Below are 25,844 nucleotides of genomic sequence, written 5' to 3'. Positions count from 1 at the left end.
CAAGGTAAGCTTGGATCTTGATTGAAGATAAGAGAAAGGAAACGCGTTAGGGTTGAGGTGCTGGTTCAGAAAAAGCGTCGTAGAGGTTTTCAGCCCCTAATAAGCGACAGTATTGAAAAGCGAGTGGTGATTGTTGGTTAGCCGTAAGCTGAAGAGAATTAATGCAGTCGACGAGATCAGATTGCTGTTGCTTCTCTAACTGCAGTTCAAATTGGAGCGCTTCACGGTAGAGGGAATCGACGACTTGAGGTTTGAGATGCTTACGCAGCTCTCGATAGCTATGAAGCAGGGTTTCAGAGCGGCTTAAGCACTGTTGTACCTTGTGCCACTCTTCTTCGGCAAAAGACAATTGCTGCTCATCAAGCCATTTGAGAAGCAGCAGTAGATTGACGTTGCCGTGGAACTGGTTTTGCAAAGCTAGGCACGCATCCTTTACACCGCGCACACTGTAATACTGAAGGCTAAATTGCCATAGTCGTTCCAGTGTTAGTGATATTGGGGCGTGCTCTGGGCTCATAAGCTATCCATATCCTGTTCCATCTGCTCAAGCTCTTCTTGAGTGGACATCCAATCCATTTCAACTTCTTCTAGCTGTGACTTACTGCTCGCTTGGAGAGCGAGTACTTTATTCAGTTTAGCCTTATTTTCAGCTTCATACAGTGAAGTGTCGGATAATTCTTGCTCAGCTTCTTCGAGAGATAGCGTTAACTTATCCATCTGCTTTTCAAATTGAGTCAGCTTTTTACGAAGTGGTGCCGTCAGTTTACGGAACTCTGCTTCTTTACGTTTCTGCTCTTTTTTCGCTGCTGCACTGTTGGCGCCGTCTTTTGCTGGTGCCAATGCTTGTGCTTCTTTGCGCTCAACTTTCTGTTGTTCGGTTAGCCACTTGTAGTAATCGCTTAGATCACCATCAAACGGTGCAACTTGACGGTCGTGCACAAGGTATAAATCATCAGTAGTCGCACGAAGTAGGTAACGGTCGTGCGATACGATAACCATCGCGCCTTCAAATGTCTGTAGGGCGAAGGTCAACGCCTGACGCATGTCGAGATCCAAGTGGTTGGTTGGTTCATCGAGTAGCAACAGGTTTGGTTTTTGCCATACCAGTAGCGCTAATACCAAGCGCGCTTTTTCGCCACCCGAAAATGGCGCGACTTTATCGAGTGCTTTTTCACCTTGGAAGCCAAAGCTGCCTAGATAATCACGCAGTTGTTGTTCTGTGTGTTTAGGCGCAATCTGCATCATGTGTTGCAGTGGCGTTTCTTCTGGATGCAGCGTCTCTAATTGATGCTGAGCGAAGTAACCCATCTTAACGCCTTGCGAATAGCTCAGCTCACCACCTTGCTGTTTCAGTTCGCCTGAAAGCAGCTTGATTAGTGTCGACTTACCCGCACCGTTTCGACCAAGCAGACCGATACGGCTACCCGGAACAAGGTTAAGGCGAATCTTTTCTAGAATCAGGTTGTCGTCGTAACCTGCCGATACTTCATCCATCATCATGATTGGATTTGGTAGCGCGTCCGGCTCTCTAAATTCAAAACTGAATGGGTTATCAAACTGAGCGGGCAGCACTTGTTCCATTTTCTCTAGTGCTTTAATACGGCTTTGCGCTTGGCGAGCCTTTGATGCTTTGTAGCGAAAACGGTCAATGTAGCTCTGCATGTGAGACATTTGTTTCTGCTGCTTTTGGAACATTGCCTGCTGCAGGATTAACTTTTGCGCTCGTTGGGTTTCAAACGATGAGTAGTTACCGGTGTATTCATTGAGCTGCTGGTTTTCAACATGCACGATGCGGTTGACGATAGGATCTAAGAAGTCTCTATCGTGCGAGATAAGAACGAGTGTGCCTGGGTAGTTTTGTAACCAGCGCTCTAGCCACATTACTGCGTCTAAATCCAAGTGGTTGGTAGGCTCATCGAGTAGCAGTAAGTCACTGCGACATAGAAGGGCTTGCGCTAAGTTCAAACGCATACGCCAACCACCCGAGAACTGGGTTAGGTTCCATGTCATTTGCTCTTGGCGAAAGCCTAGGCCATCCAATAACTCGGCAGCACGTGCTTTGATGCTGTAACCACCAATGGTTTCAATCTTGCCGTGGATCTCTGCGACTAATGTGCCGTTGTCGGCTTGTTCCGCTTTCTCTAGTTGATCTTCAAGGCCACGGTATTCACGGTCGCCATCAATCACGTATTCAATGGCTGTTCTTTCTAATGCTGGTGTTTCTTGAGCAACCCAAGCCATTTCCCAATGAGCTGGTTTACTGAATGAGCCAGCATCAATAGACAGTTCGTCCTTGATTAGGGCGAATAGCGTAGATTTACCACAGCCGTTTTTACCAACCAAACCGATCTTGTCGCCAGGATGAAAAGTCGCAGATGCTTGGTCGAGGAGTGGCTTACCACCGCGGAGCAATTGAATATCAGAGAAAGTAATCATAATTGAAATAGCATAGAAATTAGAGGTGAACAGACGCCTGCATAGTAGGCTGAAACCAGATAAAAGTCGATCACAATGCAATTTGCGTTATGATGCCAATAACATATTAATAACTTTTGCTTAAATTCTTGTGGCCTTGCCACCGTTTAGCCCTCAAAGGAATGTTTCAAAGGAATGAGTAATACTCCCTCGACAGACAAAGCCGTGCCAAAGGTGTTAATAATCTACGCACACCCAGAGCCGCACACCTCTATTGCTAATCAAATGATGGTTAAAAAGGTCGAGTCGCTCGGTCATGTCAAAATTCACGATCTCTACGCCATCTACCCAGACTTCTTTATCGATGTGCCTTATGAGCATGACTTACTCCTAGAGTACGATGTGATTGTGTTCCAGCATCCTCTGTTTATGTATTCCTGTCCTTCGTTATTGAAGGAGTGGTTTGATCGTGTGTTAGGAAAAGGATTTGCATTCGGTGAGCAGAGTGCGCTTAAAGGCAAACACTGGCGCAGTGTTATTACTACCGGTGGTAAAGAAGAGGCGTTTGGAGCCGCAGGCTATAATAAATATCCATTACAAGAGATCTTGCAACCATTCGAGCTAACTGCTGCTTTGTGTCAGATGCACTGGATATCCCCCTTAGTTTTACACTGGGCGAGAAATGTTTCAGATATGACGCTTTACCAACACGCAGAAGCGTATCGAAATTGGCTGCGAGACCCGCTACAAGATATAGGGGCGAATGATGGCTCTGACTAATGATTTTCTACAAAGTAGCGTTATATTTTTAGCGGCTGCTGTGGTTGCGGTTCCTATCGCGCAGCGAGCTGGCTTAGGTTCAGTACTCGGCTATCTATTAGCTGGCGTGGCGATTGGTCCGTGGGGGCTTGGTTTAATCAGTGATGTCGAGGCGATTCTGCACTTCTCCGAATTCGGGGTGGTGCTGCTGCTTTTCCTGATTGGCTTAGAGCTTAACCCTAAAAAACTGTGGCAGATGAGGGCGCCTATTCTCGGACTCGGTGGTGCGCAAGTGCTGATCACCACCTTGATTATTACCGCCATCGCCTGTTTGTTCGGATTAACATGGCAAACCAGCCTCGTAATAGGTATGGGTTTGGCGCTGTCTTCGACAGCCATAGCCTTACGTGTTATTGAAGAGCGAGAGCTCGGTGGTAAAGAAGCGGGGCAATCCGGCTTTGCAGTATTACTTTTCCAAGATATTGCCGTTATTCCAATGCTAGCGATGTTGCCTCTACTTGCGGGTAATACGGGCGGCAGTTGGGCTGACATGCTGTGGATGCTAGGTGGTGTGATTGGTTTGCTTGTCGGTGGTCACTTCTTATTGAGGCCACTGTTCCGATACGTAGTCATGAGTGGCGTACGTGAGCTGTTCACGGTCGCAGCGCTGTTATTAGTGATTGGTATTGCCGTGATCATGCAACAGATAGGTTTGTCGATGGCACTGGGTACTTTCTTAGCGGGCGTACTTCTGGCTGAAAGTGAATATCGACATGAGCTTGAAATCGCCATAGACCCATTCAAAGGGTTACTGCTTGGTCTGTTCTTTATCTCTGTGGGTATGGCGGTAAATCTAGGTTTACTGGCAGAAAGTCCATTCGCAATATTGATCGCGGTGTCGTCTCTAGTCGTATTGAAAGGCTTAGTGCTGTATGCGCTAGCTCGTATCTTTGGAACACAGGCAAAAGCGCGCAGCCGTATGGCGATGATTCTCAGCCAAGGTGGTGAATTCGCTTTCGTTATTTTTACCGCAGCGAGTGCACAAGGCATCTTAAGCGGCGACCAAGTGTCGTTCTTACTGGTTGTTGTGAGCCTTTCTATGGTAACCACGCCATTGATGCTTAAGCTGCAAGATCGCTTCTTTGCTCGTCAACTCAATCAAATCAGTGAAAGCGCGATGTCTTCTGATGTGGTTGATCGCAGCCCTCGAGTGATTATTGCGGGCTTTGGTCGTTTCGGTCAGATCATTGGACGTCTAATGTATGCCAATAAGATTCGTATCACCGTTCTTGAAAGTGATGCCAGCCAAATCCATATACTTAGAAAATTCGGCTACAAGGTATTCTACGGTGACTCAACTCACCTTGAACTATTACGAGCTGCGGGAGCTGATAAGGCCGAAGCTATTGTGCTGTGTACCGACTCTCCGGACGAAATCATGAAAACCGTGGATTTGTGTAAGCAGCATTTCCCACAGTTGAAGATCTTAGCGCGTGCTCGAAGCCGTGTTGAAGCGTATCAATTACTTAACCATGGTGTAAGCAACTATTCTCGTGAAACTTTCCTTGGGGCTCTAGATTTAGGTCGTCAAACATTGACTGAACTTGGTATGCATCCATATAAAGCGAAGCGAGCAGAAGCACATTTTAGGAAATTGGATAATGGTATGCTCAAAGAGTTGCTTCCTCAGCATAGCGAAGATGCCGAGTTAGCTCAGAGAGCGAAAGAGGCTCGTAAAGAGCTTGAAGAGATCTTTGGACATGAGATGGAAAATGATCACCAATCAAGAAACTATTGGCAATAGCCTGCGCTTAGAACTTAGAACTTAGAGCTTAGAGCTTAGAGCTTAGAGCTTAGAGCTTAGAAATTAGAGCTAATCGCTTGAGCTTAGCTCTGTAGTTGCTCTTAAAAACTGTAACTTAAAGAACCAATCTAATAATAAACGCGGTCTCTGCTTAGTCTCGAATAGAGCATGTGGGAAGAACTGCGAATCCAGAGTAGTAAAGGATATGAACGTGAAACAGAAAAAACGCTTTATCGCAGGGGCGAGCTGCCCAAGCTGCAAGACTCAAGACACACTCCGCTGGTGGGTTGAAAATAACATCGAGCTGGTGGAATGCGTCGATTGTGACTTCACAGAGCAGCGCAAACCGAAAACTGTAGAGAAATCTGAACACGCGAATCAAGAAATGATCGGTATTTTTAAGCCAGAATGATTGAGTTTCGTTAATTGATCCCCATAATATCCCGGTACAGAATTTTTCCTAAGCTCAACTGTTCGAGCTTAGTCCAAACCTCCTTGGAGCTCTCATGAAAATTGAAAAGAACGTAGTAGTTAGTGTTGCATATCAAGTGAAACTTGAAGATGGCGTAGTAGTTGACCAATCAACTGCAGAAGCTCCACTAGATTACCTTCACGGTCACAACAACCTAATTACAGGTCTTGAAAAAGAGCTTGAAGGCAAAGTAGCTGGCGACAAGTTCTCAGCAACGGTTACTCCAGAAGACGCTTACGGCGAGCACAACGATGACTTAGTTCAACGTGTTCCTGCAGACGTATTCCAAGGTGTTGAGCAAATCGAAGTTGGCATGCGTTTCCTAGCGGATACTGACCAAGGTCCAATCCCAGTTGAAGTGACTGAAGTAGATGGCGACGAAGTTGTTGTTGATGGTAACCACATGCTAGCCGGCCAAACTCTAACGTTTGACGTTGAAGTTGTAGCCGTTCGTGAAGCGACTGAAGAAGAAGTTCAACACGGTCACGTACACCAAGAAGGCGGCTGTGGTAGCCACGGTCACGACCATGACCACGAAGGCGGTTGCTGTGGTGGCGAAGGCCATGACCACGCTGAAGAGAAAAAAGACGGCTGCTGCGGCGGCGGTAGCTGTGGTTCTCACTAATACCGAACTAACGGTTTAGTTTAAGAATATTGAAAGCCTCCCTTGTGGAGGTTTTTTTCGTTTAGGAGTCTCGCTTTTTGAGCTGACTTTTAATCTAGCGAACTTAGTATCCGTAAATCTAAGTGTCCGCAAATCTAAGTGTCCGCAAATCTAAGCATTCGTAAAAAGTTTGGTTTTCGCTATCAGACATCAAACCATGGATGTGGTATTGATAGCACAACATTATAAGACGACGTCAGTGGAGAGTTCGCATGTCACAGCCTTTTTCAATTGCCATTCATGGTGGTGCAGGAACTATCTTGCGAGAGCAAATGAGCGATGAATTAAAAACGGGTATTACCGAGGCTTTGGAGAAGTCGGTTTTGGCTGGCTATCAAGTTTTGCAATCGGGTGGCGATGCGCTGGATGCAGTGGTTGCGTCAGTCAAGGTGATGGAAGACAGCCCGCATTTTAATGCCGGTAAAGGCTCGGTTTTAACTCATGACGAATTTGTTGAGATGGATGCTTCTGTGATGCACGGTCGCGAAATGGATGCAGGCGCTATTGCCGGTGTCCGTCATATTAAAAATCCGATAGAGCTTGCGCGTGATGTGATGCTTAAAAGCGATCATGTGCTGCTGATTGGTGAAGGCGCAGAGAAGTTTGCGTTTGAGCATGGGTATATATTCACCGAGCAAGATTACTTCTTTACTGAGCGTCGTTATGACCAACTTCAGTCGATGAAAGAGAAAGGTATCTTTGCTTTGTCTGAAGCAAAATACGATGAACAACAAGCTCAAAAATATCCAGATGATAAAAAGTACGGCACGGTTGGCGCAGTAGCGTTAGACCAAGCCGGTAACTTAGCTGCAGCAACCAGCACCGGTGGGGTGACCAATAAGAAGTATGGTCGTGTGGGAGATTCTCCAATTATCGGTGCAGGCACTGTTGCTGAAAATGGCAACGTGGCCGTATCAACGACAGGAATGGGCGAGTTCTTCCTACGCAAAATGGTTGCCAGTGATGTGGCAGCACGAATGCGTTATCTCAAAGAAGATGTGCACACGGCTTGTGAAACGATCATTCAAGGTGAATTGAAAACCATGGGCGGAGAAGGTGGCTTGATTGCGATTGATGGCCAAGGTGATATCCACTTCGGTATGAACAGTTCAGGGATGTATCGTGCGAGTGTTGATACGAACGGTTGTGTGGAAGTGAAGATTTATGTCGATGACTAAGATTGTATTGGCTTAATTGGCTTTAGCTTATTCACTCAGGTGAAATAAACAAAAGGGCGGCAGATGAGTATCTGTCGCCCTTTTAGTTTGCAGATTTCTAGCGATACATGTCACTAGAATCAATTCGTCATTTTGAACGGCGCTTAATAGTGTGGAGGTGGCGTCTCTTCTGATGCATCAGCGAGGTTTGAGCCATCCATATTTTTCACTTTACCCACCACGAACTTCATTTGGTCTTGCATTCTCGTGATCAACATCTGTTGTTGGCTAAGCGCTTCATTGAGTTCTTCAATGGTCTGTTCTTGGAAAGCTAGCTGACACTCTAGGTCATTCACGCGGCTTTCTAGTTGTTCAATTCGCTTTTCTGTCATCGTTCTTAATCCACATTCCAAGCTTGGGCGATGCCCGCAGAGGTGCCCGATATCACACGGTTCTTTTCATCAAAGGCTGCATCATACACTACCGCACGGGGAGGGCGAGCATCTTTTAATGGCTCGGCATCGTGACGAGAAATGCGTTTTCCATCTTGAGTATTCCACACACTCACTTGGCTTGATGGCGTACCCGTCACCAACATACTGCCGTCGTCAGAAAAGCGAGCACTAGAGAATATCAGCTGTCGAGACCAGCTCTGCAATTGCGCTTGAGGTTCACCTGTTTCCAAATTCCAGATCATCGCTTGGTTACCGCCATCGGAAGTAAAAGCCAATTCTCCATCCCGTTGTAGTGCAACTCGTACTACTCTTTGTTCATGCTCGAAGGTACGTAACACCAAGCCTGATTCGGTATCCCAAAGGTAAGCTTTGTAGTCGTTGCCGCCTGATAATGCGTAGCGGCCATTAGAAGAGAGGGAGACTGAATTAACTTTTTCTCGGTGAGCAAGGAACTCAAGACGGCGTCCGGTGACTAAGTCCACATAGATAGCTTTGCCATTAGACAGGCCAAGTAAGACTTTTTCACCATTGCTGGATATATCGACATCACGAATTAGGCCATCGGAAATAGACCATAGCCCCTCAGCTTGAGTCCAAGATAAGTCCCAAACGGCGAAATTCATCTGGCTGGCGGTAATCGCAAAGCGGCCGTTGTCAGAGATGCGGATACGCGATACTTGGTTTTCTGATTGATCTTGTGGGCCGAGTTGAGCGAGTTCTTTATCTTGGACGAGGTCCCAGAGTAACAGTTGTTTTTGCTGAGAGTAGAGCAGAGCGAAGCGTCCATCTCTGCTTAGGGCAAAGCTGGTGGCACCATTGGGTTCAATTTCCCAACGTTGCTCATCATCTTGAAAGAAAAAGCAACCATTTAACAAGGTGATGACAATCGTACATAGCAATGAGTGGAAAAATATTCGCATCACATCTAATAATCCGGTTTGTGTCGAAAGACATATGACTAGTATATTGTTATAACTAACGTATTCACACCAATCTAATCATTAGATTTGTGCACAATAACCAATGGCTTGGCCATTAATTGGAGAATTCAATGAAATCAGTTTTAAAAGTATCACTGCTTGCCGCAACGGTTATGCTAGCAGTTGGTTGTCAGAAAGAAGAACCAAAGGCAGAAGCTCCACAGGTAGAAGAAGCTAAAGTTGCAGCAGTAAACTTTAAAACAGAAGATGACAAAGCGGCATACGCAATCGGTGTATCTTTCGCGAACTACCTAAGCACAAGCATTGATAAGCCAAGCGAGCTAGGCATTAACCTAGACAAAGATATGGTTCTTCAAGGTATCGAAGACGTATTCGCAGAGAAAACAGCACTTAACGAAGAAGAAACTCGTGCAGCTCTAGAAGCTCTAGACAAGCGTGTTGCTGAAACAATGCAAGCACAAGCGGCAGAAAAATCTGCAGAAGTGAAGAAAGCCGGTGATGATTTCCGTGCTGAGTTCGCTAAAACTGAAGGCGTTAAGCAAACTGAATCTGGTCTACTTTACCAAGTAATGACGGCTGGTGAAGGTGCTTCTCCAAAAGACACTGATACCGTTCAAGTACACTACAAAGGTACGCTAACAGACGGTACTCAGTTCGACAGCTCTTACGATCGTGGCGAACCAGCAACATTCCCACTAAACCGCGTAATCCCTGGCTGGACTGAAGGCGTACAACTGATGCAAGTTGGTTCTAAGTACAAGTTCGTTATCCCGCCAGAGCTAGCATACGGTGAGCAAGACACACCGACTATCCCTGCTAACTCAACGCTAGTATTCGAAGTTGAACTACTTAAAATTGATAACGCTGAAGCGGCTCCTGCTCAGTAATATCAGCTAAAAGTTTTATTCTAAAATACGTTGATTGAATAAAAAGCCTAACTTTGAGTTAGGCTTTTTTTATGATTTGAAGGTGAGTATTTGATTTTTAAACTTGTTCTAAATCACTAGTTGCAATGTTAGCTAGGTGTGCAATTAAAATTTTCTGATAAACTTACATAAATTTGTTGATTTTTCACACGAAGGTAAGGAATAAGTGACTACTACAGAAACAGTCAATGCAGATGTGTTACTTGAAATGGAATCAGTCCACGTTATGCCATTCAGTGAACACGATAAAATCATTCTAAGATCTTATGAGGCCGTGGTTGACGGTATTGCGAGTCTTATCGGTCCGTTTTGTGAAATCGTTTTACACTCTTTAGAAGACCTCAATACTTCTGCGATTAAAATTGCCAACGGCGAAAATACAGGTCGTCAGGTTGGTTCGCCGATCACCGATCTCGCATTGAAGATGCTGAAAGATATTGAAGGTTCTAAGCGTAACTTCTCACGTTCATACTTTACTCGCGCTAAAGGCGGAGTATTGATGAAGTCGATCACGGTTGCTATCCGCAATGGTGAAGACCGAGTGATTGGTTTGTTGTGTATTAACGTAAACTTAGATGCGCCATTCTCACAAGTACTGCAATCTTTCATGCCTACGCAAGATGCGGACGAAGCAGCATCATCAGTAAACTTTGCGAGTGATGTGGAAGAGCTTGTCGACCAGACGGTTGAACGCACCATTGAAGAAATCAATGCCGACAAATCAGTATCGAACAATACTAAGAACCGTCAAATCGTGATGGAGCTTTACGACAAAGGTATTTTCGATATTAAAGACGCGATTAACCGTGTTGCTGAGCGATTGAACATCTCTAAGCACACCGTATACCTATACATCCGACAACGTAAAACAGAGGATGAAGAGGGTTGTTAAGCTATACACTTTTAGTGAATGGACCGGTCTACGGTTCACAGTCGGCAAGAAGTGCTTACCAGTTTGCAGTGGCTCTAATTAATCAGGGCCACAAACTTCACAGTGTATTCTTCTATCAAGATGGCGTCAGTAATGGCTCTGACCTTACCGTACCTGCTAATGATGAATTCGACTTGGCTTCCGCTTGGCAAAAACTGGCGGATGAGCACAATGTTAGCCTTGAAACGTGTGTTGCTGCTGCGCTTAGACGCGGAGTGATCAGCACGGATGAAGCAACGCAACATCAATTGAGTGCATCTAACTTGGCGGCTGGTTTTACCCAAGCTGGGTTAGGGAGCTTATCTGAAGCACTTTTGACGCAAGATAGGGTTGTACAGTTTTGAGTAAATTGGCCTTTGTATTTAACACTTTTCCTCATACGACGGCAGCGGGCAGAGAAGGGCTAGACGCACTGCTAGCGGCTTCAGCCTATAGTGAAGACATTACCGTGTTCTTTGTCGGTAATGGCGTTACACAGCTTCTCAAGGCTCAACAGCCTGATGAATCCCTATCACGTGACTATATTTCTGCATTCAAGCTTATGGACCTCTACGACATCGAGCAGGTTTACGTGTGTCAACATAGCCTCAATCAGTTTGGTCTTTCGACCGATAACTTACTGATCGATGTGACTGCGCTAGAAGTGAATGAGTTGACGCAGAAGTTAGCTCAGAGCCAAAAAATACTGACTTTCTAGGGAACGTTATGCTTCATATTGTAAAATCAGTAGACAAACTCAAGCTTGCATTGGCGTACTCGCAACAAAAGGATCACATCCTTTTGGTTGAAGATGCGGTGTATGTTTGCCTTCCAAATCATGAGTTATTCAATCAAATCTCAACCGTTGAACATGTGTCGGTATTAAAAACAGATCTCGATAGCCGAGGTTTACAACAACTTGCTTCAAGCACTCTGGAACAAGTGGACTTCGACGGATTCGTCAAACTAACGGTTTTGAACGACAAATCAGTAACTTGGTAGCTGCGTTTTGTCAGTATGGTTAAAAAAAGACCATCCTGAGCTCTAGACGGCTAAAAAAGATCTGTATATTTCTTGACACACATCCCACTGCTGAATAGAATTTTGCGTCCCTATTTACACTATGTGTAATAGGGCTAGATTTTTCATCAAGCTTACTTTCAAGTAAATCAGGAGCTAGTTAATGGCAACTATTAACCAGTTGGTACGTACTCCTCGTGTAAAGCAGGTTGTTAAAAGCAACGTGCCTGCACTAGAAGCGTGCCCACAAAAACGTGGTGTATGTACTCGCGTATATACTACTACTCCAAAAAAACCGAACTCAGCACTACGTAAAGTATGTCGTGTTCGTCTAACTAACGGCTTTGAAGTTACTTCATACATCGGCGGCGAAGGTCATAACCTTCAAGAACACAGTGTTGTTCTTATCCGTGGTGGTCGTGTTAAAGATTTACCAGGTGTGCGTTACCACACTGTTCGCGGTGCACTTGACTGTGCAGGCGTTAACGACCGTAAGAAAGGTCGTTCTAAGTATGGTGTGAAACGTCCTAAGTCTTAATGCGTCTTTTTTAAAAAGAAAGCGTTAAGTAAGGCCAAACACTATTTATTTATTATTCTGAAAAGTTTTGGAAAAAACCTGAAGAAGACAACGGAGAAATTCCATGCCACGTCGTCGCGTAATAGGCCAGCGTAAGATCCTTCCAGATCCTAAGTTCAAATCTGAACTGCTGGCAAAATTCGTTAACATCCTTATGGTTGACGGAAAAAAATCTACTGCAGAGAAGATTGTTTACACTGCACTAGAAACTATGGCTGAGAAATCTGGTAAAGATCACTTAGCTGTATTTGAAGAAGCTCTTGAAAATGTTCGCCCAGCGGTAGAAGTTAAATCTCGCCGTGTGGGTGGTTCAACTTACCAAGTACCTGTAGAAGTTCGTCCGGTTCGCCGTAACGCTCTTGCTATGCGTTGGGTAGTTGAAGCTGCGCGTAAGCGTGGTGAAAAATCTATGGCTCAACGCCTAGCTGCTGAAATGCTAGACGCGTCTGAGAACAAAGGTACTGCGGTTAAGAAACGTGAAGACGTTCACCGCATGGCTGACGCAAACAAAGCGTTCGCACATTACCGCTGGTAATACCTTTTTAGTGCTGCAAGGTTCCTTGCAGCACTTCTTTAGTTCCTATGCTTATGCTAGGAACTATTGCTATTTCTAGGGCAAGCACTTTTTAGCGAAGCATCGCTTTTAACGCATAATCTAGACATAGCAATAGTCCCTAAGTCTCTAATAAGAGGATTCAACCGTGGCTCGTAAAACTCCTATAGAGCAATACCGTAATATCGGTATCGTTGCTCACGTAGATGCAGGTAAAACAACCACAAGTGAACGTATTCTGTTCTATACCGGTCTTTCTCACAAAATCGGCGAAGTTCACGATGGTGCAGCAACCATGGACTGGATGGAGCAAGAGCAAGAGCGCGGTATTACGATCACTTCAGCAGCAACGACTACGTTTTGGCGTGGTATGGAAGCTCAGTTCTCGGACCACCGTATCAACATCATCGACACTCCTGGACACGTTGACTTCACAATCGAAGTAGAACGTTCTTTGCGTGTACTTGATGGTGCAGTTGTTGTTTTCTGTGGCTCGTCTGGTGTTGAACCTCAGTCAGAGACAGTATGGCGTCAAGCTGATAAGTACCAAGTTCCACGTATGGTTTTCGTTAACAAAATGGACCGTACAGGCGCAGATTTCTTGCGCGTAGTTGAACAGATCAAGGACCGCCTAGGCGCAACCCCTGTTCCAATTCAACTGAACATTGGTGCTGAAGAAAACTTCCAAGGTGTTGTCGATCTTCTCAAGATGAAGGCAATCAACTGGAACGAAGCTGACCAAGGCATGACTTTCTCGTACGAAGATATTCCTGCAGACATGCAAGAAATGGCTGAAGAATATCGTACCGAACTTGTTGAAGCTGCTGCAGAAGCAAATGAAGAGCTGATGGATAAGTACCTTGAAGAAGGTGAATTAACAGAAGCTGAAATCAAGCAAGGTCTTCGTATTCGTACCCTTAATAATGAAATCGTACTTGCCACTTGTGGTAGTGCATTCAAAAACAAAGGTGTACAAGCTGTTCTAGATGCAGTGGTTGACTTCCTTCCTTCTCCAGTCGATGTACCGGCAATTAAAGGTATTGATGACGACGAGAATGAAATTGAACGTCACGCGGACGACAAAGAACCGTTCTCAGCGCTAGCATTTAAAATTGCAACAGACCCATTTGTTGGTACTTTAACTTTCATCCGTGTTTACTCTGGAGTTGTTGAAAGCGGTAAAACAGCTTACAACTCTGTGAAGAAACAACGTGAACGTTTAGGGCGCATTGTTCAAATGCACTCAAACAAACGTGAAGAAGTAAAAGAAGTACGAGCAGGTGACATCGCAGCCATTATCGGCCTTAAAGATGTTACTACTGGTGAAACTCTATGTGATCAGAACCATAAAATCGTTCTTGAGCGTATGGAATTCCCAGATCCAGTTATTCAGATCGTTGTAGAGCCTCGCTCTCAAGCTGATCAAGATAAAATGACTATCGCTCTAGGTAAACTAGCAGCAGAAGACCCATCATTCCGCGTTGATATGGATGCGGAAACTGGCCAGACACTGATTTCTGGTATGGGCGAACTACACTTAGATATCATCGTTGACCGTATGAAGCGTGAATTTAACGTCAACTGCAACGTTGGTAACCCGCAAGTAGCTTATCGTGAAACGATTCGCGGTACTGCGAAAGCGGAAGGCAAATTTATCCGTGAGCATGGTGGTAAAGGTCAGTACGGTCACGTGTGGCTAAAACTTGAACCATCAGAAGCTGGCGAAGGCTTTGTCTTCGTTGATGAAATTGCCAACGGTATCGTACCTAAAGAGTTTATCGCTTCAGTCGCTAAAGGCGTTGAAGAACAGATGAACAATGGTGTACTTGCTGGCTATCCAGTTTTGGATATCAAAGCTACACTATATGATGGTTCTTACCATGAAGTAGATTCAAGTGAGATGGCGTTTACAATCGCTGCCTCTATGGCTTTCAGATCGGGTGCACTTGAAGCGCAACCGGTTCTGCTTGAGCCTATGATGAAAGTTGAAGTAACTACTCCAGAAGACTGGATGGGTGACGTTGTTGGCGATATTAACCGTCGTCGCGGCATCATCGAAGGTATGGACGAGGGGACAGCTGGCCTGAAGATAATTCGTGCACAAGTTCCGTTGTCTGTCATGTTCGGTTACGCAACTGATTTACGTTCTGCGACACAAGGCCGTGCTTCTTACTCTATGGAGTTTAGTGAGTACGCTGAAGTGCCTAACAATGTTGCAAAAGCAATCATTGCAGAGCGTGGTTAAACAAAAGGGACGCATTTTTTTCATTTTTTGAAAGATCAATGCGTCCAAATATTGCGCTAACGAGAGTTGGCGCATAAAATAGCAATTTCTGGCGCGTCTCGCTCAATAATGAACGTGGCGAATCATAACTAGGAAGGAACACGATTGTGTCTAAAGAAAAATTTGAACGTACGAAACCGCACGTAAACGTTGGTACTATCGGCCACGTTGACCACGGTAAAACAACTCTAACTGCTGCTATCTGTACTACACTTGCAAAAGTGTACGGCGGTGTTGCTAAAGATTTCGCATCTATCGATAACGCTCCAGAAGAGCGCGAGCGCGGTATCACAATCGCAACTTCTCACGTTGAGTACGATACTCCTGAACGTCACTACGCACACGTAGACTGTCCTGGACACGCCGATTATGTTAAAAACATGATCACTGGTGCTGCTCAAATGGACGGCGGTATCCTAGTTGTTGCTGCTACAGATGGCCCTATGCCACAAACACGTGAGCACATCCTACTTGGTCGTCAAGTTGGTATCCCTTACATCATCGTATTCATGAACAAATGTGACATGGTTGATGACGAAGAGCTACTTGAGCTAGTAGAAATGGAAGTACGTGAACTTCTTTCTGAGTACGAGTACCCAGGAGACGACCTTCCAGTAATTCAAGGTTCTGCACTTGGCGCTCTAAACGGCGAAAAGCAGTGGGAAGACAAGATCGTTGAGCTTGCAGAAGCACTAGATTCTTACATTCCACTTCCAGAGCGTGCTGTTGATCTACCGTTCCTACTTCCTATTGAAGATGTATTCTCAATCCAAGGTCGTGGTACAGTAGTTACTGGTCGTATCGAGCGCGGTATCCTACGTGTAGGTGACGAAGTAGAAATCGTTGGTATCAAAGAAACTACTCTTACTACTTGTACTGGTGTTGAAATGTTCCGTAAGCTGCTTGACGAAGGTCGTGCAGGTGAGAACGTTGGTGCACTTCTACGTGGTACTAAGCGTGATGACGTTGAACGTGGCCAAGTACTTTCTGCTAAAGGTTCAATCAACCCACACACTAAGTTTGAGTCTGAAGTATACGTACTTTCTAAAGACGAAGGCGGCCGTCACACTCCTTTCTTCAAGGGTTACCGTCCACAGTTCTACTTCCGTACAACTGACGTAACAGGCGATATCACTCTACCAGAAGGCGTAGAAATGGTAATGCCAGGTGACAACGTTCAAATGACTGTTGAGCTAATCGCTCCAATCGCAATGGACGAAGGCCTACGTTTCGCAATCCGCGAAGGTGGCCGTACAGTTGGTGCTGGTGTTGTAGCTAAAATCTTCGCTTAATAGCATTTAGATTTTTGCACACTCTTCATTAGAAGAGCACGCATCTGAAAAGGGAAGCTTCGGCTTCCCTTTTATTATTTATAGAGAAACATTCCTTTCCCGCGCAATACTCCATACCTCCCCAAGTTCCTTTTTAATATATTCCGATTATTTTCCCAACACTACTTGCATACTAAAACGTGATCTGTATAATGCATCGCACTGGCTAACGCCGGTTTGTGAACCAATGAGCACTGAGGAGTAGGTCTTACCTAGTAATGTATACTCAGCTTATGTTCGCGGTTAATAAAAATAGTAAACTTCGTGTTTACTTCAAAAGTTAACTGACAATGCGTCCTGATTTTGGATGCTACGGTTTCACATAAATCAATCGGCATTCTCTCGTTCTTTCGAGCTTGAGTGGCGATATTGTTTGTGTAATTTTTAATAATTGGAGCTCTGTCTCATGCAGAACCAACGTATTCGTATCCGCCTTAAAGCTTTTGATTACAAGTTAATCGATGCTTCAACTGCGGAAATCGTTGAAACAGCAAAACGTACTGGCGCACAGGTTCGTGGTCCTATTCCACTTCCTACTCGTAAAGAGCGTTTCACTGTTCTTACCTCTCCACACGTCAACAAAGATGCACGTGACCAGTACGAAATTCGTACTCACAAGCGTTTGATCGACATCGTTGAGCCAACAGATAAAACTGTTGATGCTCTAATGCGTCTTGATCTTGCAGCTGGCGTTGATGTTCAAATCAGCCTAGGTTAAGGGAGATAAGAATAATGATTGGTCTAGTCGGACGTAAAGTGGGTATGACCCGCGTATTTACTGAAGAAGGCGTTTCTATCCCAGTAACTGTTGTTGAGGTTGAAGCGAACCGTATTTCTCAAGTTAAAACTCTTGAGACAGACGGCTACGCAGCAATCCAAGTAACTACTGGTGCTAAGAAAGCTAACCGTGTAACTAAACCTGAAGCTGGTCACTTCGCGAAAGCGGGTGTAGAAGCAGGTCGCGGTCTTTGGGAATTCCGTTTAGAAAACGGCGAAGAGTTTGAAGTTGGCGCTGAGCTAAACGTAGAACTTTTCAACGAAATTAAAAAAGTAGACGTTACTGGTACATCTAAAGGTAAAGGCTTCCAAGGCGCTATCAAGCGTTGGAATTTCTCTACTCAAGATATGACTCACGGTAACTCTTTGTCTCACCGCGCACCGGGTTCAATTGGCCAATGTCAAACTCCAGGCCGCGTGTTTAAAGGCAAGAAAATGGCAGGTCACATGGGAGCTGAGCGTGTAACGACTCAAAACCTAGAGATCGTACGTGTTGACGCTGAGCGCAATCTACTCCTTATTAAAGGTGCAGTACCAGGCTCAACAGGCGGTAACGTGATCGTAAAACCTGCTGTTAAAGCATAACGTCTAGGAGTAAGTAATGGAATTGATGGTTAAAGGTGCTGATGCACTAACTGTTTCCGAGACTACTTTCGGACGTGACTTTAACGAAGCTCTAGTACACCAAGTAGTTGTTGCATATGCAGCAGGTGCTCGTCAAGGTACTCGTGCTCAAAAGACTCGTTCTGAAGTATCAGGCGGCGGTGCTAAGCCATGGCGCCAAAAAGGTACTGGCCGTGCACGTGCTGGTACAATTCGTAGCCCAATCTGGCGTACAGGTGGTGTTACTTTTGCTGCGAAACCACAAGATCACAGCCAAAAAGTAAACAAAAAAATGTACCGCGGTGCTATGAAGAGCATTCTGTCTGAGTTGATTCGTCAAGAGCGTCTAATCGTTGTTGATAACTTCTCTGTAGAAGCACCAAAAACAAAAGAACTTGTAGCTAAGCTTAAAGAGCTTGAGCTAAACGACGTTCTGATTGTGACTGGCGAAGTAGATGAAAATCTATTCTTAGCTGCTCGTAACCTATACAAAGTAGATGCACGTGATGTTGCTGGTGTTGATCCAGTATCACTAATCGCTTTCGACAAGGTTCTGATGACTGCTGACGCAGTTAAGCAAGTTGAGGAGATGCTAGCATGATCACTGAAGAGCGTATCTTAAAAGTTCTACGTGCTCCGCACATCTCTGAAAAAGCAACTATGGCAGCTGAGAAAGCGAACACTATCGTTTTCAAAGTAGCTAAAGATGCAACTAAGAAAGAGATCAAAGCAGCTGTAGAAAAGCTATTTGAAGTTGAAGTTAAGTCTGTAAATACTCTTGTATTAAAGGGTAAGACCAAACGTCAAGGTATGCGTGAAGGCCGTCGTTCAGACGTTAAGAAAGCCTACGTTACTTTGAAAGAAGGTCAAGATCTTGACTTCGTTGGCGGCGCGGAATAACAGGAGTAGTAAAAATGGCTATTGTTAAATGTAAGCCGACTTCCCCTGGTCGTCGTCACGTCGTTAAAGTTGTTAACGCTGACCTGCACAAGGGTAAGCCATACGCACCACTTTTAGAGAAAAACTCTAAGAACGGTGGTCGTAACAACAACGGTCGTATTACAGTACGTCACATCGGTGGTGGTCATAAACACCATTACCGTCTGATTGACTTCAAACGTACTAAAGATGGCATCCCAGCGAAAGTTGAGCGTCTAGAATACGATCCAAACCGTAGTGCTAACATCGCTCTAGTTCTGTACGCAGACGGTGAGCGTCGTTACATCATTGCACCTAAAGGTGTTAACGCAGGCGACCAGATTCAATCTGGCGTAGATGCTGCAATCAAAGCAGGTAACACTCTGCCGATGCGCAACATCCCAGTAGGTTCTACTGTACACTGTGTTGAACTTAAGCCTGGTAAAGGTGCACAACTAGCTCGTTCGGCTGGTGCTTATGCTCAAATCATCGCTCGCGATGGTGCATACGTAACTATCCGTCTACGTTCTGGTGAAATGCGCAAAGTACTTTCTGAAGGTCGTGCAACGATCGGTGAAGTTGGTAACTCTGAGCATATGCTACGTGAACTTGGTAAAGCTGGTGCTTCACGCTGGCGCGGCGTACGTCCAACCGTACGTGGTGTAGTAATGAACCCGGTGGATCACCCACATGGTGGTGGTGAAGGCCGCACATCTGGTGGTCGTCACCCAGTATCTCCTTGGGGCGTTCCTACTAAGGGCTTCAAGACTCGTAAGAATAAGCGCACTGACAAGTACATCGTACGTCGTCGCACTAAATAATTTATAAAGAGGAATCGCCATGCCACGTTCTCTCAAGAAAGGTCCTTTTATTGACCTACACTTGCTGAAGAAGGTAGAGAAAGCGGTGGAAAGCGGAGACAAAAAGCCTATTAAGACTTGGTCCCGTCGCTCAATGATCATCCCAACAATGATTGGTTTGACCATCGCTGTCCATAATGGTCGTCAGCACGTCCCTGTTTTCGTTACCGAAGAAATGATCGGTCACAAACTAGGCGAATTTGCACCAACTCGTACTTATCGCGGTCATGCTGCAGATAAGAAAGCTAAGAAGAAATAAGGAGTAGATGATGGAAGCTTTAGCTAAACATAACTTTGCTCGTATTTCTCCACAGAAAGCTCGCTTAGTTGCAGACCAAATTCGCGGTAAGTCGGTAGACCAGGCTCTAGAAATTCTAACTTTCAGCAACAAAAAAGCTGCTGTTTTAGTTAAGAAAGTTCTTGAGTCAGCTATCGCTAACGCGGAACATAACGAAGGTGCAGATATCGACGATCTAAATGTCGCTAAAATCTTCGTAGATGAGGGCCCTATCATGAAGCGTATTATGCCTCGTGCTAAAGGCCGTGCGGATCGTATCTTGAAGCGTTCAAGCCACATCACTATTGTTGTAGCAGATCGCTAAAGACTAGGAGAGTAAGCAATGGGTCAGAAAGTACATCCTAATGGTATTCGTCTTGGCATCGTCAAGCCTTGGAATGCTACATGGTTTGCTAATACCAACGAATTCGCTGACAACCTAGACGGCGACTTCAAGGTACGTCAGTTCCTTACCAAGGAACTACAAAAAGCATCATTATCTCGTATCGTTATCGAGCGTCCAGCGAAGAGCATCCGTGTGACTATTCACACAGCTCGTCCTGGCGTTGTTATCGGTAAGAAAGGTGAAGACGTAGAGAAGCTACGCGCAGCTGTAGCTAAAATCGCAGGTGTACCAGCGCAAATTAACATCGCTGAAGTACGTAAGCCTGAGCTAGATGGTCAGCTTGTAGCTGATAGCATCGCGTCTCAACTAGAGCGTCGTGTTATGTTCCGTCGTGCAATGAAGCGTGCGGTACAAAATGCTATGCGTCTAGGCGCTAAAGGCATCAAAGTACAAGTAGGCGGCCGTCTTGGCGGTGCTGAAATCGCACGTTCAGAGTGGTACCGTGAAGGCCGTGTGCCTCTACACACTCTACGTGCAGACATTGATTACGCAACTTCTTCGGCTCACACTCAATACGGTGTGATCGGCATTAAAGTTTGGATCTTCAAAGGTGAGATTCTAGGCGGTATGCCAGCTGCTAACGCAGTAGAGCCAAAAGGCGATAAGCCTAAGAAGCAGCGTAAAGGCCGTAAGTAAGGAGTCGAACGATGCTACAACCAAAACGTACTAAGTTCCGCAAGGTTATGACTGGTCGTAACCGTGGTCTAGCTAAAGGTACTGAAGTAAGCTTCGGCGAATTCGGTCTTAAAGCTGTTGGCCGTGGTCGTCTGACTGCACGTCAAATCGAAGCGGCACGTCGTGCTATGACACGTCACATTAAGCGTCAAGGTCAAATCTGGATCCGTGTTTTCCCAGACAAACCAATTACTGAAAAGCCTCTTGAAGTTCGTCAAGGTAAAGGTAAAGGTTCAGTTGCGTACTGGGTTGCTCAAATCCAACCAGGCAAAGTTATGTACGAGATGAATGGCGTACCTGAAGAGTTGGCACGTGAAGCGTTCCGCCTAGCGGCGCGTAAACTGCCTGTTAAAACTACTTTTGTAACTAAGCAGGTGATGTGATGAAAGCACAAGATCTACGCGAAAAGAACGTTGAAGAGCTTAACGCTGAGCTATTGAATTTGCTACGTGAACAGTTCAACTTGCGCATGCAAGCTGCAACTGGTCAACTTCAGCAAACTCATACTCTAAAAGCTGTACGCCGTGACATCGCACGTGTGAAAACTGTTTTGACTGAAAAGGCAGGCGCATAATGAGCGAAACTAACCGCATCCAGCAAGGCCGTGTAGTAAGTGACAAGATGGACAAGTCTATCGTTGTTGCTATTGAGCGTACTGTAAAACACCCAATTTACGGTAAGTTCATCAAACGCACGACTAAAGTACACGCACACGACGAAGACAACACTTGTGGCCTAGGCGACAAAGTTGAAATCGCTGAGTGTCGTCCTCTGTCTAAGACTAAGTCTTGGACATTGGTTAAAGTTCTAGAAAAAGCGAAGATTTAATCTTTGTAATTCTATAACTTATAAGCGGCTCCAAATTATTTTTTGGAGCCGCTTGTTTTTTGTCTACCCAATTTAAAAAAAGGGTGGTACAATTCGCGTCCCTTTTAAAGAGGCAGCCCGACCCGAGAGGGTCTAGTTTTAATATTTAGCGGAGCACTAACAATGATCCAGATGCAAAGTACACTTGACGCAGCAGATAACTCTGGCGCGCGCAAGGTAATGTGTATTAAGGTTCTGGGTGGCTCTCACCGCCGTTATGCACATATCGGTGACGTCATCAAGGTTACAGTGAAGGAAGCGATTCCTCGCGGTAAAGTAAAGAAAGGTGATGTTCTGAAGGCGGTAGTAGTGCGCACCCGTAAAGGCGTTCGTCGCCCAGACGGTTCTGTCATTCGCTTCGACAGTAATGCTTGTGTATTGTTAAATGACACTACTGAGCAACCAGTCGGCACACGTATCTTTGGTCCTGTGACTCGTGAACTTCGTAACGCGAAATTCATGAAGATTGTATCACTTGCACCTGAAGTTCTGTAAGGAGCGGCAACATGGCAGCTAAAATCCGTCGTAACGACGAAGTAATCATTCTTGCTGGTAAAGATAAAGGCAAGAAAGGTAAAGTAACTAAGGTTCTGACAACTGGTAAAGTTGTTGTTGAAGGCATCAATCTTGTTAAAAAACACCAAAAGCCGGTTCCGGCTCTAGGTCAACAAGGTGGCATCGTTGAACAAGAAGCAGCTATTGATGCTTCTAACGTTGCAGTCTTTAACGCGGCTACTGGTAAAGCAGACCGTATCGGTTTCCGTATCGAAGATGGCAAGAAAGTTCGTTTCTTCAAATCTAACGGCGAAACTGTTTCTAACTAATTAGAAGTAATTTGGAGTTCTACTATGGCGAAACTGCATGATTACTACAAGTCGTCTGTAGTCGCTGAGCTTACCAAAGAGTTCAGCTACACAAGCGTCATGCAAGTCCCTAGGATTGAGAAAATCACCCTAAACATGGGCGTTGGTGAAGCAATCAACGATAAGAAACTGCTAGAAAACGCAGCATCTGATATGGCAACGATCTCTGGTCAAAAGCCACTTATCACGAAAGCGCGTAAATCTGTAGCTGGTTTCAAAATTCGTGAAGGCTACCCAATTGGTTGTAAAGTAACCTTGCGTGGTGAGCGCATGTGGGAATTTTTAGAGCGTTTAATCTCTATCGCACTTCCACGTGTACGTGATTTCCGTGGTGTTAGCGCTAAGTCTTTTGACGGACGCGGTAACTACAGCATGGGCGTTCGCGAGCAAATCATCTTTCCGGAAATCGACTACGATAAAGTCGATCGCGTCCGCGGTCTTGATATTACTATCACGACATCTGCGGGATCCGATGAGGAAGGCCGAGCTCTGCTGGCTGCCTTTAACTTCCCATTCCGTAAGTAAGGGTAGGGTTACTGTTATGGCTAAACAATCAATGAAAGCACGTGAAGCTAAACGTGCAAAACTAGTAGTTAAGTTCGCTGAAAAGCGTTCTGCGCTAAAAGTTATCATTAGCGATGTAAACGCATCTGAAGAAGATCGTTGGAATGCGGTTCTTAAACTGCAATCTCTTCCACGTGATTCAAGTGCATCACGTCAGCGCAACCGTTGCAACCAAACTGGTCGTCCACACGGTTACCTACGTAAATTCGGTCTAAGCCGCATTAAGGTTCGTGAAGCTTGCATGAAAGGCGAGATTCCGGGTCTTCGTAAGGCTAGCTGGTAATTGCCACTTAATCATTTGGAGTAAATCTTATGAGCATGCAAGATCCGATTTCGGATATGCTGACCCGAGTTCGTAACGGTCAGGCAGCAAATAAAGTTGCTGTAAAAATGCCTTCTTCAAAGCTTAAAGTTGCAATTGCTGCATTACTTAAAGCTGAAGGTTACATCGTAGACTTCGCTGTTGACAGCGAAGTAAAACCTGAGCTAGAAGTTACTCTTAAGTACTTCCAAGCTAAACCTGTAATCGAGCAAATCAAGCGCGTATCACGTCCTGGTTTAAGAGTTTATAAAAATAAAGACTCTTTACCTACAGTGATGGGTGGTCTTGGTATTGCAGTTGTTTCTACTTCCAAGGGTCTGATGTCTGACCGTGCTGCTCGCAAAGCAGGTCTTGGCGGTGAAATCATCTGTTACGTAGCTTAAGGAGTAGATTATGTCTCGTGTTGCTAAAGCACCTGTCGCTATTCCAGCTGGCGTAGAGGTGAAACTAAACGGCCAAGAAGTTACTGTAAAAGGTAGCAAAGGTGAGCTTACTCGCGTTCTTAACAGCGCCGTAGTTATTGCACAGGAAGAAAACAACCTAACTTTCGGTCCGAAAGAAGGTGTTACTAACGCATGGGCACAGGCTGGTACAGCTCGCGCTCTAGTTAATAACATGGTTGTGGGTGTTACTCAGGGCTTCGTTAAGAAGTTAACTCTTAAAGGTGTTGGTTACCGTGCTGCTATCAAAGGCAACTCTGTAGGTCTAACACTAGGCTTTTCTCACCCAGTAGAGCACGCTCTACCTGAAGGTATTAAAGCTGAGTGCCCTAGCCAAACTGAGATCATTATTACTGGTTGCGATAAGCAAGTAGTAGGTCAAGTTGCGGCTGACATTCGTTCTTACCGTGCTCCTGAACCTTATAAAGGTAAAGGTGTTCGTTACGCAGATGAAAATGTGCGTACTAAAGAAGCTAAGAAGAAGTAAGGTATCACTATGGATAAGAAAGCATCTCGCATCCGTCGTGCTACACGTGCACGTCGTAAGATTGCAGAACTTGGCGCAACTCGCTTGGTAGTACACCGTACTCCTCGCCATGTTTACGCTCAAGTTATCTCGGCAAACGGCTCTGAGGTTATCGCAGCTGCTTCTACTGTAGAAAAAGCGATCCGTGAGCAAGTTAAGAACACTAGTAACGTTGATGCAGCTAAAGCAGTTGGTAAAGCTGTTGCTGAGCGCGCTCTTGAAAAAGGCGTAGCTACAGTTGCATTTGATCGTTCTGGTTTCCAATACCACGGTCGAGTAGCGGCGCTAGCAGATTCTGCTCGCGAAGCTGGTCTGAAATTCTAAGGTAGGGTTGGAAGATGGCTAAAGAACAACAACAAGCTAATGATTTGCAAGAAAAGCTGATCGCTGTTAACCGTGTATCTAAGACGGTTAAAGGTGGTCGAATCATGAGCTTTACTGCACTAACAGTAGTTGGTGACGGTAATGGTCGCGTAGGTTTCGGTTACGGCAAAGCTCGTGAAGTACCTGCTGCGATTCAAAAAGCAATGGAAAAAGCGCGTCGTAACATGGTTACTGTTGCGCTTAACGAAGGCACTCTTCACCACCCGGTGAAAGGTCGTCATTCGGGCTCTAAAGTTTACATGCAGCCAGCTGCTGAAGGTACAGGTGTTATTGCCGGTGGTGCAATGCGTGCCGTACTTGAAGTTGCAGGCGTACATAACGTACTTTCTAAAGCATACGGTTCAACGAACCCAATCAACGTTGTTCGCGCAACGATTGGTGCTCTAGTAGACGTTAAGTCACCAGAAATGGTTGCTGCTAAACGTGGTCTAACTGTTGAATCTATTTCGGAGTAAGAACACGATGGCAACTATTAAAGTAACTCAAACTAAAAGCTCAATTGGTCGCCTACCTAAGCACAAAGCGTGCCTTAAAGGTCTAGGTCTTCGTCGCATCAACCATACAGTAGAACTTGAAGATACACCGTGCGTACGCGGTATGATCAACAAGGTTTACTACATGGTTAAGATTGAGGAGTAATCAGAATGCGTTTGAATACTCTATCACCGGCTGCTGGCTCTAAACCTTCTAAGAAGCGTGTAGGTCGTGGTATCGGTTCTGGCCTTGGTAAAACAGGTGGCCGCGGTCACAAAGGTCAAAAGTCACGTTCTGGCGGCTCTGTTCGTCCAGGTTTTGAAGGCGGTCAAATGCCTCTAAAACAACGTCTACCTAAATTCGGTTTCACTTCTCGTAAGAGCCTAGTGTCTGCTGAAGTTCGTCTAGCTGAGCTAGCGAAAGTAACAGGTGACGTAGTTGATCTTAACAGTCTTAAAGCTGCTAACGTTATCACTAAGAACATCGAGTTTGTTAAGATCGTTCTTTCTGGTGACCTAAGCAAAGCTGTGACTGTTAAAGGTCTACGCGTGACTAAAGGCGCTAAAGCTGCAATCGAAGCTGCAGGCGGTAAAATCGAGGAATAATCTCGAGGAACGAGG

At 45.3% G+C, this 25,844-nt stretch carries 39 protein-coding genes; 35 read left to right on the top strand and 4 right to left on the bottom strand.

Annotated elements, in window-relative coordinates:
* Window positions 1-46: 46 nt before the first annotated feature.
* The gene (locus tag L3V36_RS16470; RefSeq protein ID WP_004729647.1) at window positions 47-517 is read right to left on the bottom strand and encodes a TIGR02444 family protein; all 471 of its coding nucleotides are present in this window, start codon (window positions 515-517) and stop codon (window positions 47-49) included.
* The gene (locus tag L3V36_RS16465) at window positions 514-2,436 is read right to left on the bottom strand and encodes an ABC transporter ATP-binding protein (RefSeq protein ID WP_004729646.1); all 1,923 of its coding nucleotides are present in this window, start codon (window positions 2,434-2,436) and stop codon (window positions 514-516) included. Before L3V36_RS16465 ends, L3V36_RS16470 begins: the two co-directional genes overlap by 4 nt.
* Window positions 2,437-2,610: 174 nt before the next feature.
* Here L3V36_RS16465 and kefG point away from each other — a divergent pair, with 174 nt between their 5' ends.
* From kefG to L3V36_RS16440, 5 genes are all read left to right on the top strand, one after another.
* Complete coding sequence (kefG, locus tag L3V36_RS16460) at window positions 2,611-3,195, top strand: glutathione-regulated potassium-efflux system ancillary protein KefG (RefSeq protein ID WP_004729645.1); 585 nt, start codon at window positions 2,611-2,613, stop codon at window positions 3,193-3,195.
* Window positions 3,182-4,978: a glutathione-regulated potassium-efflux system protein KefB gene (gene kefB, locus L3V36_RS16455; protein ID WP_029406061.1), complete on the top strand. Its 1,797-nt coding sequence runs from the start codon at window positions 3,182-3,184 to the stop codon at window positions 4,976-4,978. The genes kefG and kefB overlap by 14 nt, the downstream gene beginning before the upstream one ends.
* Before the next feature lie 211 nt (window positions 4,979-5,189).
* On the top strand, window positions 5,190-5,390 hold the full coding sequence (locus tag L3V36_RS16450) for a YheV family putative zinc ribbon protein (RefSeq protein WP_086048637.1): 201 nt from the start codon (window positions 5,190-5,192) through the stop codon (window positions 5,388-5,390).
* 94 nt (window positions 5,391-5,484) lie between these two features.
* Window positions 5,485-6,075, top strand: a complete 591-nt coding sequence (slyD, locus tag L3V36_RS16445; RefSeq protein WP_004729642.1) for a peptidylprolyl isomerase — start codon at window positions 5,485-5,487, stop codon at window positions 6,073-6,075.
* 251 nt (window positions 6,076-6,326) lie between these two features.
* Window positions 6,327-7,292: an isoaspartyl peptidase/L-asparaginase gene (locus L3V36_RS16440; RefSeq protein ID WP_102447447.1), complete on the top strand. Its 966-nt coding sequence runs from the start codon at window positions 6,327-6,329 to the stop codon at window positions 7,290-7,292.
* A gap of 143 nt (window positions 7,293-7,435) precedes the next feature.
* Here the strand turns inward: L3V36_RS16440 and L3V36_RS16435 are convergent, their stop codons facing one another.
* Both L3V36_RS16435 and L3V36_RS16430 read right to left on the bottom strand, forming a co-directional pair.
* Window positions 7,436-7,663, bottom strand: coding sequence for a SlyX family protein (locus tag L3V36_RS16435; RefSeq protein WP_004729640.1), 228 nt, complete (start codon window positions 7,661-7,663; stop codon window positions 7,436-7,438).
* A gap of 5 nt (window positions 7,664-7,668) precedes the next feature.
* Entirely contained in the window at window positions 7,669-8,646 is a 978-nt protein-coding gene (locus L3V36_RS16430) for a lipoprotein (RefSeq protein WP_026012360.1), read from the bottom strand.
* Window positions 8,647-8,777: 131 nt separating this feature from the next.
* Between L3V36_RS16430 and fkpA the strand changes: the two genes are divergently transcribed.
* The 30 genes from fkpA to rplO all read left to right on the top strand — a co-directional run bounded on the left by fkpA (window position 8,778) and on the right by rplO (window position 25,829).
* A complete protein-coding gene (fkpA, locus tag L3V36_RS16425; protein WP_004729852.1) occupies window positions 8,778-9,554 on the top strand; it encodes an FKBP-type peptidyl-prolyl cis-trans isomerase in 777 nt (258 codons plus the stop codon).
* A 205-nt stretch (window positions 9,555-9,759) separates the two neighbouring features.
* Window positions 9,760-10,485 carry a transcriptional regulator gene (locus L3V36_RS16420; protein WP_004729851.1) on the top strand — a complete coding sequence of 242 codons (726 nt, stop codon included), beginning with the start codon at window positions 9,760-9,762 and terminating at the stop codon, window positions 10,483-10,485.
* On the top strand, window positions 10,479-10,868 hold the full coding sequence (tusD, locus tag L3V36_RS16415; protein WP_017083781.1) for a sulfurtransferase complex subunit TusD: 390 nt from the start codon (window positions 10,479-10,481) through the stop codon (window positions 10,866-10,868). Before L3V36_RS16420 ends, tusD begins: the two co-directional genes overlap by 7 nt.
* Window positions 10,865-11,221, top strand: a complete 357-nt coding sequence (gene tusC, locus L3V36_RS16410) for a sulfurtransferase complex subunit TusC (RefSeq protein WP_017085994.1) — start codon at window positions 10,865-10,867, stop codon at window positions 11,219-11,221. Before tusD ends, tusC begins: the two co-directional genes overlap by 4 nt.
* 8 nt (window positions 11,222-11,229) lie before the next feature.
* A complete protein-coding gene (gene tusB, locus L3V36_RS16405; protein ID WP_017085995.1) occupies window positions 11,230-11,505 on the top strand; it encodes a sulfurtransferase complex subunit TusB in 276 nt (91 codons plus the stop codon).
* A 181-nt stretch (window positions 11,506-11,686) separates the two neighbouring features.
* Window positions 11,687-12,061, top strand: coding sequence for a 30S ribosomal protein S12 (rpsL, locus tag L3V36_RS16400; protein ID WP_012604917.1), 375 nt, complete (start codon window positions 11,687-11,689; stop codon window positions 12,059-12,061).
* A 103-nt stretch (window positions 12,062-12,164) separates the two neighbouring features.
* On the top strand, window positions 12,165-12,635 hold the full coding sequence (gene rpsG / locus L3V36_RS16395; protein ID WP_017073678.1) for a 30S ribosomal protein S7: 471 nt from the start codon (window positions 12,165-12,167) through the stop codon (window positions 12,633-12,635).
* Window positions 12,636-12,801: 166 nt separating this feature from the next.
* Complete coding sequence (gene fusA, locus L3V36_RS16390; protein WP_208775134.1) at window positions 12,802-14,898, top strand: elongation factor G; 2,097 nt, start codon at window positions 12,802-12,804, stop codon at window positions 14,896-14,898.
* A gap of 146 nt (window positions 14,899-15,044) precedes the next feature.
* A complete protein-coding gene (tuf, locus tag L3V36_RS16385) occupies window positions 15,045-16,229 on the top strand; it encodes an elongation factor Tu (protein ID WP_012604914.1) in 1,185 nt (394 codons plus the stop codon).
* Between the two features lie 445 nt (window positions 16,230-16,674).
* Complete coding sequence (gene rpsJ / locus L3V36_RS16380; RefSeq protein ID WP_004736761.1) at window positions 16,675-16,986, top strand: 30S ribosomal protein S10; 312 nt, start codon at window positions 16,675-16,677, stop codon at window positions 16,984-16,986.
* Between the two features lie 14 nt (window positions 16,987-17,000).
* The gene (gene rplC, locus L3V36_RS16375; RefSeq protein WP_004736763.1) at window positions 17,001-17,630 is read left to right on the top strand and encodes a 50S ribosomal protein L3; all 630 of its coding nucleotides are present in this window, start codon (window positions 17,001-17,003) and stop codon (window positions 17,628-17,630) included.
* A 16-nt stretch (window positions 17,631-17,646) separates the two neighbouring features.
* On the top strand, window positions 17,647-18,249 hold the full coding sequence (rplD, locus tag L3V36_RS16370; RefSeq protein ID WP_004736764.1) for a 50S ribosomal protein L4: 603 nt from the start codon (window positions 17,647-17,649) through the stop codon (window positions 18,247-18,249).
* Entirely contained in the window at window positions 18,246-18,548 is a 303-nt protein-coding gene (gene rplW, locus L3V36_RS16365) for a 50S ribosomal protein L23 (RefSeq protein WP_004736765.1), read from the top strand. The genes rplD and rplW overlap by 4 nt, the downstream gene beginning before the upstream one ends.
* A gap of 14 nt (window positions 18,549-18,562) precedes the next feature.
* A complete protein-coding gene (gene rplB, locus L3V36_RS16360) occupies window positions 18,563-19,387 on the top strand; it encodes a 50S ribosomal protein L2 (RefSeq protein WP_017076297.1) in 825 nt (274 codons plus the stop codon).
* A 19-nt stretch (window positions 19,388-19,406) separates the two neighbouring features.
* Window positions 19,407-19,685 carry a 30S ribosomal protein S19 gene (gene rpsS / locus L3V36_RS16355; RefSeq protein WP_004736729.1) on the top strand — a complete coding sequence of 93 codons (279 nt, stop codon included), beginning with the start codon at window positions 19,407-19,409 and terminating at the stop codon, window positions 19,683-19,685.
* A 10-nt stretch (window positions 19,686-19,695) separates the two neighbouring features.
* Window positions 19,696-20,028: a 50S ribosomal protein L22 gene (gene rplV, locus L3V36_RS16350; protein ID WP_004736732.1), complete on the top strand. Its 333-nt coding sequence runs from the start codon at window positions 19,696-19,698 to the stop codon at window positions 20,026-20,028.
* 18 nt (window positions 20,029-20,046) lie between these two features.
* Entirely contained in the window at window positions 20,047-20,745 is a 699-nt protein-coding gene (rpsC, locus tag L3V36_RS16345; protein WP_004736734.1) for a 30S ribosomal protein S3, read from the top strand.
* Window positions 20,746-20,756: 11 nt separating this feature from the next.
* A complete protein-coding gene (gene rplP / locus L3V36_RS16340; protein WP_004736736.1) occupies window positions 20,757-21,167 on the top strand; it encodes a 50S ribosomal protein L16 in 411 nt (136 codons plus the stop codon).
* Complete coding sequence (rpmC, locus tag L3V36_RS16335) at window positions 21,167-21,358, top strand: 50S ribosomal protein L29 (RefSeq protein ID WP_004736737.1); 192 nt, start codon at window positions 21,167-21,169, stop codon at window positions 21,356-21,358. The genes rplP and rpmC overlap by 1 nt, the downstream gene beginning before the upstream one ends.
* Window positions 21,358-21,612: a 30S ribosomal protein S17 gene (gene rpsQ / locus L3V36_RS16330; protein WP_004736739.1), complete on the top strand. Its 255-nt coding sequence runs from the start codon at window positions 21,358-21,360 to the stop codon at window positions 21,610-21,612. Before rpmC ends, rpsQ begins: the two co-directional genes overlap by 1 nt.
* Before the next feature lie 162 nt (window positions 21,613-21,774).
* On the top strand, window positions 21,775-22,146 hold the full coding sequence (gene rplN / locus L3V36_RS16325; RefSeq protein ID WP_004736740.1) for a 50S ribosomal protein L14: 372 nt from the start codon (window positions 21,775-21,777) through the stop codon (window positions 22,144-22,146).
* Between the two features lie 11 nt (window positions 22,147-22,157).
* The gene (rplX, locus tag L3V36_RS16320) at window positions 22,158-22,475 is read left to right on the top strand and encodes a 50S ribosomal protein L24 (RefSeq protein WP_004736742.1); all 318 of its coding nucleotides are present in this window, start codon (window positions 22,158-22,160) and stop codon (window positions 22,473-22,475) included.
* 24 nt (window positions 22,476-22,499) lie between these two features.
* Window positions 22,500-23,039 (top strand): 50S ribosomal protein L5, encoded by a 540-nt coding sequence (rplE, locus tag L3V36_RS16315; protein ID WP_004736744.1) that lies wholly within the window; start codon window positions 22,500-22,502, stop codon window positions 23,037-23,039.
* A 16-nt stretch (window positions 23,040-23,055) separates the two neighbouring features.
* Window positions 23,056-23,361 carry a 30S ribosomal protein S14 gene (gene rpsN / locus L3V36_RS16310; protein ID WP_004736747.1) on the top strand — a complete coding sequence of 102 codons (306 nt, stop codon included), beginning with the start codon at window positions 23,056-23,058 and terminating at the stop codon, window positions 23,359-23,361.
* Between the two features lie 29 nt (window positions 23,362-23,390).
* Window positions 23,391-23,783 (top strand): 30S ribosomal protein S8, encoded by a 393-nt coding sequence (gene rpsH, locus L3V36_RS16305; RefSeq protein ID WP_004736749.1) that lies wholly within the window; start codon window positions 23,391-23,393, stop codon window positions 23,781-23,783.
* 10 nt (window positions 23,784-23,793) lie between these two features.
* On the top strand, window positions 23,794-24,327 hold the full coding sequence (gene rplF / locus L3V36_RS16300) for a 50S ribosomal protein L6 (RefSeq protein ID WP_004736750.1): 534 nt from the start codon (window positions 23,794-23,796) through the stop codon (window positions 24,325-24,327).
* 9 nt (window positions 24,328-24,336) lie between these two features.
* The gene (gene rplR / locus L3V36_RS16295; RefSeq protein ID WP_004736752.1) at window positions 24,337-24,690 is read left to right on the top strand and encodes a 50S ribosomal protein L18; all 354 of its coding nucleotides are present in this window, start codon (window positions 24,337-24,339) and stop codon (window positions 24,688-24,690) included.
* Window positions 24,691-24,704: 14 nt separating this feature from the next.
* Window positions 24,705-25,205 (top strand): 30S ribosomal protein S5, encoded by a 501-nt coding sequence (gene rpsE, locus L3V36_RS16290; protein ID WP_004736754.1) that lies wholly within the window; start codon window positions 24,705-24,707, stop codon window positions 25,203-25,205.
* A 7-nt stretch (window positions 25,206-25,212) separates the two neighbouring features.
* The gene (gene rpmD, locus L3V36_RS16285) at window positions 25,213-25,389 is read left to right on the top strand and encodes a 50S ribosomal protein L30 (protein ID WP_004736756.1); all 177 of its coding nucleotides are present in this window, start codon (window positions 25,213-25,215) and stop codon (window positions 25,387-25,389) included.
* Between the two features lie 5 nt (window positions 25,390-25,394).
* The gene (gene rplO / locus L3V36_RS16280; RefSeq protein ID WP_004736758.1) at window positions 25,395-25,829 is read left to right on the top strand and encodes a 50S ribosomal protein L15; all 435 of its coding nucleotides are present in this window, start codon (window positions 25,395-25,397) and stop codon (window positions 25,827-25,829) included.
* Window positions 25,830-25,844: the final 15 nt, after the last annotated feature.

The organism is Vibrio sp. G-C-1 (assembly GCF_021728015.1).
Classification (GTDB): domain Bacteria; phylum Pseudomonadota; class Gammaproteobacteria; order Enterobacterales; family Vibrionaceae; genus Vibrio; species Vibrio splendidus.
This window is presented reverse-complemented; position numbering and strand designations above follow the sequence as displayed.

Bases quoted from the DNA above. Each gene is read 5' to 3' on its own strand.
- rpsS (WP_004736729.1), top strand. From the start codon at position 19,407: ATGCCACGTTCTCTCAAGAAAGGTCCTTTTATTGACCTACACTTGCTG.
- rplF (WP_004736750.1), top strand. From the start codon at position 23,794: ATGTCTCGTGTTGCTAAAGCACCTGTCGCTATTCCAGCTGGCGTAGAG.
- rpsQ (WP_004736739.1), top strand. From the start codon at position 21,358: ATGAGCGAAACTAACCGCATCCAGCAAGGCCGTGTAGTAAGTGACAAG.
- rpmC (WP_004736737.1), top strand. From the start codon at position 21,167: ATGAAAGCACAAGATCTACGCGAAAAGAACGTTGAAGAGCTTAACGCT.
- rpsL (WP_012604917.1), top strand. From the start codon at position 11,687: ATGGCAACTATTAACCAGTTGGTACGTACTCCTCGTGTAAAGCAGGTT.
- L3V36_RS16440 (WP_102447447.1), top strand. From the start codon at position 6,327: ATGTCACAGCCTTTTTCAATTGCCATTCATGGTGGTGCAGGAACTATC.
- L3V36_RS16435 (WP_004729640.1), bottom strand. From the start codon at position 7,663: ATGACAGAAAAGCGAATTGAACAACTAGAAAGCCGCGTGAATGACCTA.
- kefG (WP_004729645.1), top strand. From the start codon at position 2,611: ATGAGTAATACTCCCTCGACAGACAAAGCCGTGCCAAAGGTGTTAATA.
- rpmD (WP_004736756.1), top strand. From the start codon at position 25,213: ATGGCAACTATTAAAGTAACTCAAACTAAAAGCTCAATTGGTCGCCTA.
- rpsJ (WP_004736761.1), top strand. From the start codon at position 16,675: ATGCAGAACCAACGTATTCGTATCCGCCTTAAAGCTTTTGATTACAAG.
- rplD (WP_004736764.1), top strand. From the start codon at position 17,647: ATGGAATTGATGGTTAAAGGTGCTGATGCACTAACTGTTTCCGAGACT.
- rpsE (WP_004736754.1), top strand. From the start codon at position 24,705: ATGGCTAAAGAACAACAACAAGCTAATGATTTGCAAGAAAAGCTGATC.
- rplX (WP_004736742.1), top strand. From the start codon at position 22,158: ATGGCAGCTAAAATCCGTCGTAACGACGAAGTAATCATTCTTGCTGGT.
- rpsG (WP_017073678.1), top strand. From the start codon at position 12,165: ATGCCACGTCGTCGCGTAATAGGCCAGCGTAAGATCCTTCCAGATCCT.
- slyD (WP_004729642.1), top strand. From the start codon at position 5,485: ATGAAAATTGAAAAGAACGTAGTAGTTAGTGTTGCATATCAAGTGAAA.
- rplE (WP_004736744.1), top strand. From the start codon at position 22,500: ATGGCGAAACTGCATGATTACTACAAGTCGTCTGTAGTCGCTGAGCTT.
- kefB (WP_029406061.1), top strand. From the start codon at position 3,182: ATGGCTCTGACTAATGATTTTCTACAAAGTAGCGTTATATTTTTAGCG.
- rplC (WP_004736763.1), top strand. From the start codon at position 17,001: ATGATTGGTCTAGTCGGACGTAAAGTGGGTATGACCCGCGTATTTACT.
- rplP (WP_004736736.1), top strand. From the start codon at position 20,757: ATGCTACAACCAAAACGTACTAAGTTCCGCAAGGTTATGACTGGTCGT.
- rpsC (WP_004736734.1), top strand. From the start codon at position 20,047: ATGGGTCAGAAAGTACATCCTAATGGTATTCGTCTTGGCATCGTCAAG.
- rpsN (WP_004736747.1), top strand. From the start codon at position 23,056: ATGGCTAAACAATCAATGAAAGCACGTGAAGCTAAACGTGCAAAACTA.
- rplN (WP_004736740.1), top strand. From the start codon at position 21,775: ATGATCCAGATGCAAAGTACACTTGACGCAGCAGATAACTCTGGCGCG.
- rplB (WP_017076297.1), top strand. From the start codon at position 18,563: ATGGCTATTGTTAAATGTAAGCCGACTTCCCCTGGTCGTCGTCACGTC.
- rpsH (WP_004736749.1), top strand. From the start codon at position 23,391: ATGAGCATGCAAGATCCGATTTCGGATATGCTGACCCGAGTTCGTAAC.
- L3V36_RS16430 (WP_026012360.1), bottom strand. From the start codon at position 8,646: ATGCGAATATTTTTCCACTCATTGCTATGTACGATTGTCATCACCTTG.
- L3V36_RS16470 (WP_004729647.1), bottom strand. From the start codon at position 517: ATGAGCCCAGAGCACGCCCCAATATCACTAACACTGGAACGACTATGG.
- rplR (WP_004736752.1), top strand. From the start codon at position 24,337: ATGGATAAGAAAGCATCTCGCATCCGTCGTGCTACACGTGCACGTCGT.
- tusB (WP_017085995.1), top strand. From the start codon at position 11,230: ATGCTTCATATTGTAAAATCAGTAGACAAACTCAAGCTTGCATTGGCG.
- rplW (WP_004736765.1), top strand. From the start codon at position 18,246: ATGATCACTGAAGAGCGTATCTTAAAAGTTCTACGTGCTCCGCACATC.
- rplV (WP_004736732.1), top strand. From the start codon at position 19,696: ATGGAAGCTTTAGCTAAACATAACTTTGCTCGTATTTCTCCACAGAAA.
- fkpA (WP_004729852.1), top strand. From the start codon at position 8,778: ATGAAATCAGTTTTAAAAGTATCACTGCTTGCCGCAACGGTTATGCTA.
- rplO (WP_004736758.1), top strand. From the start codon at position 25,395: ATGCGTTTGAATACTCTATCACCGGCTGCTGGCTCTAAACCTTCTAAG.
- L3V36_RS16465 (WP_004729646.1), bottom strand. From the start codon at position 2,436: ATGATTACTTTCTCTGATATTCAATTGCTCCGCGGTGGTAAGCCACTC.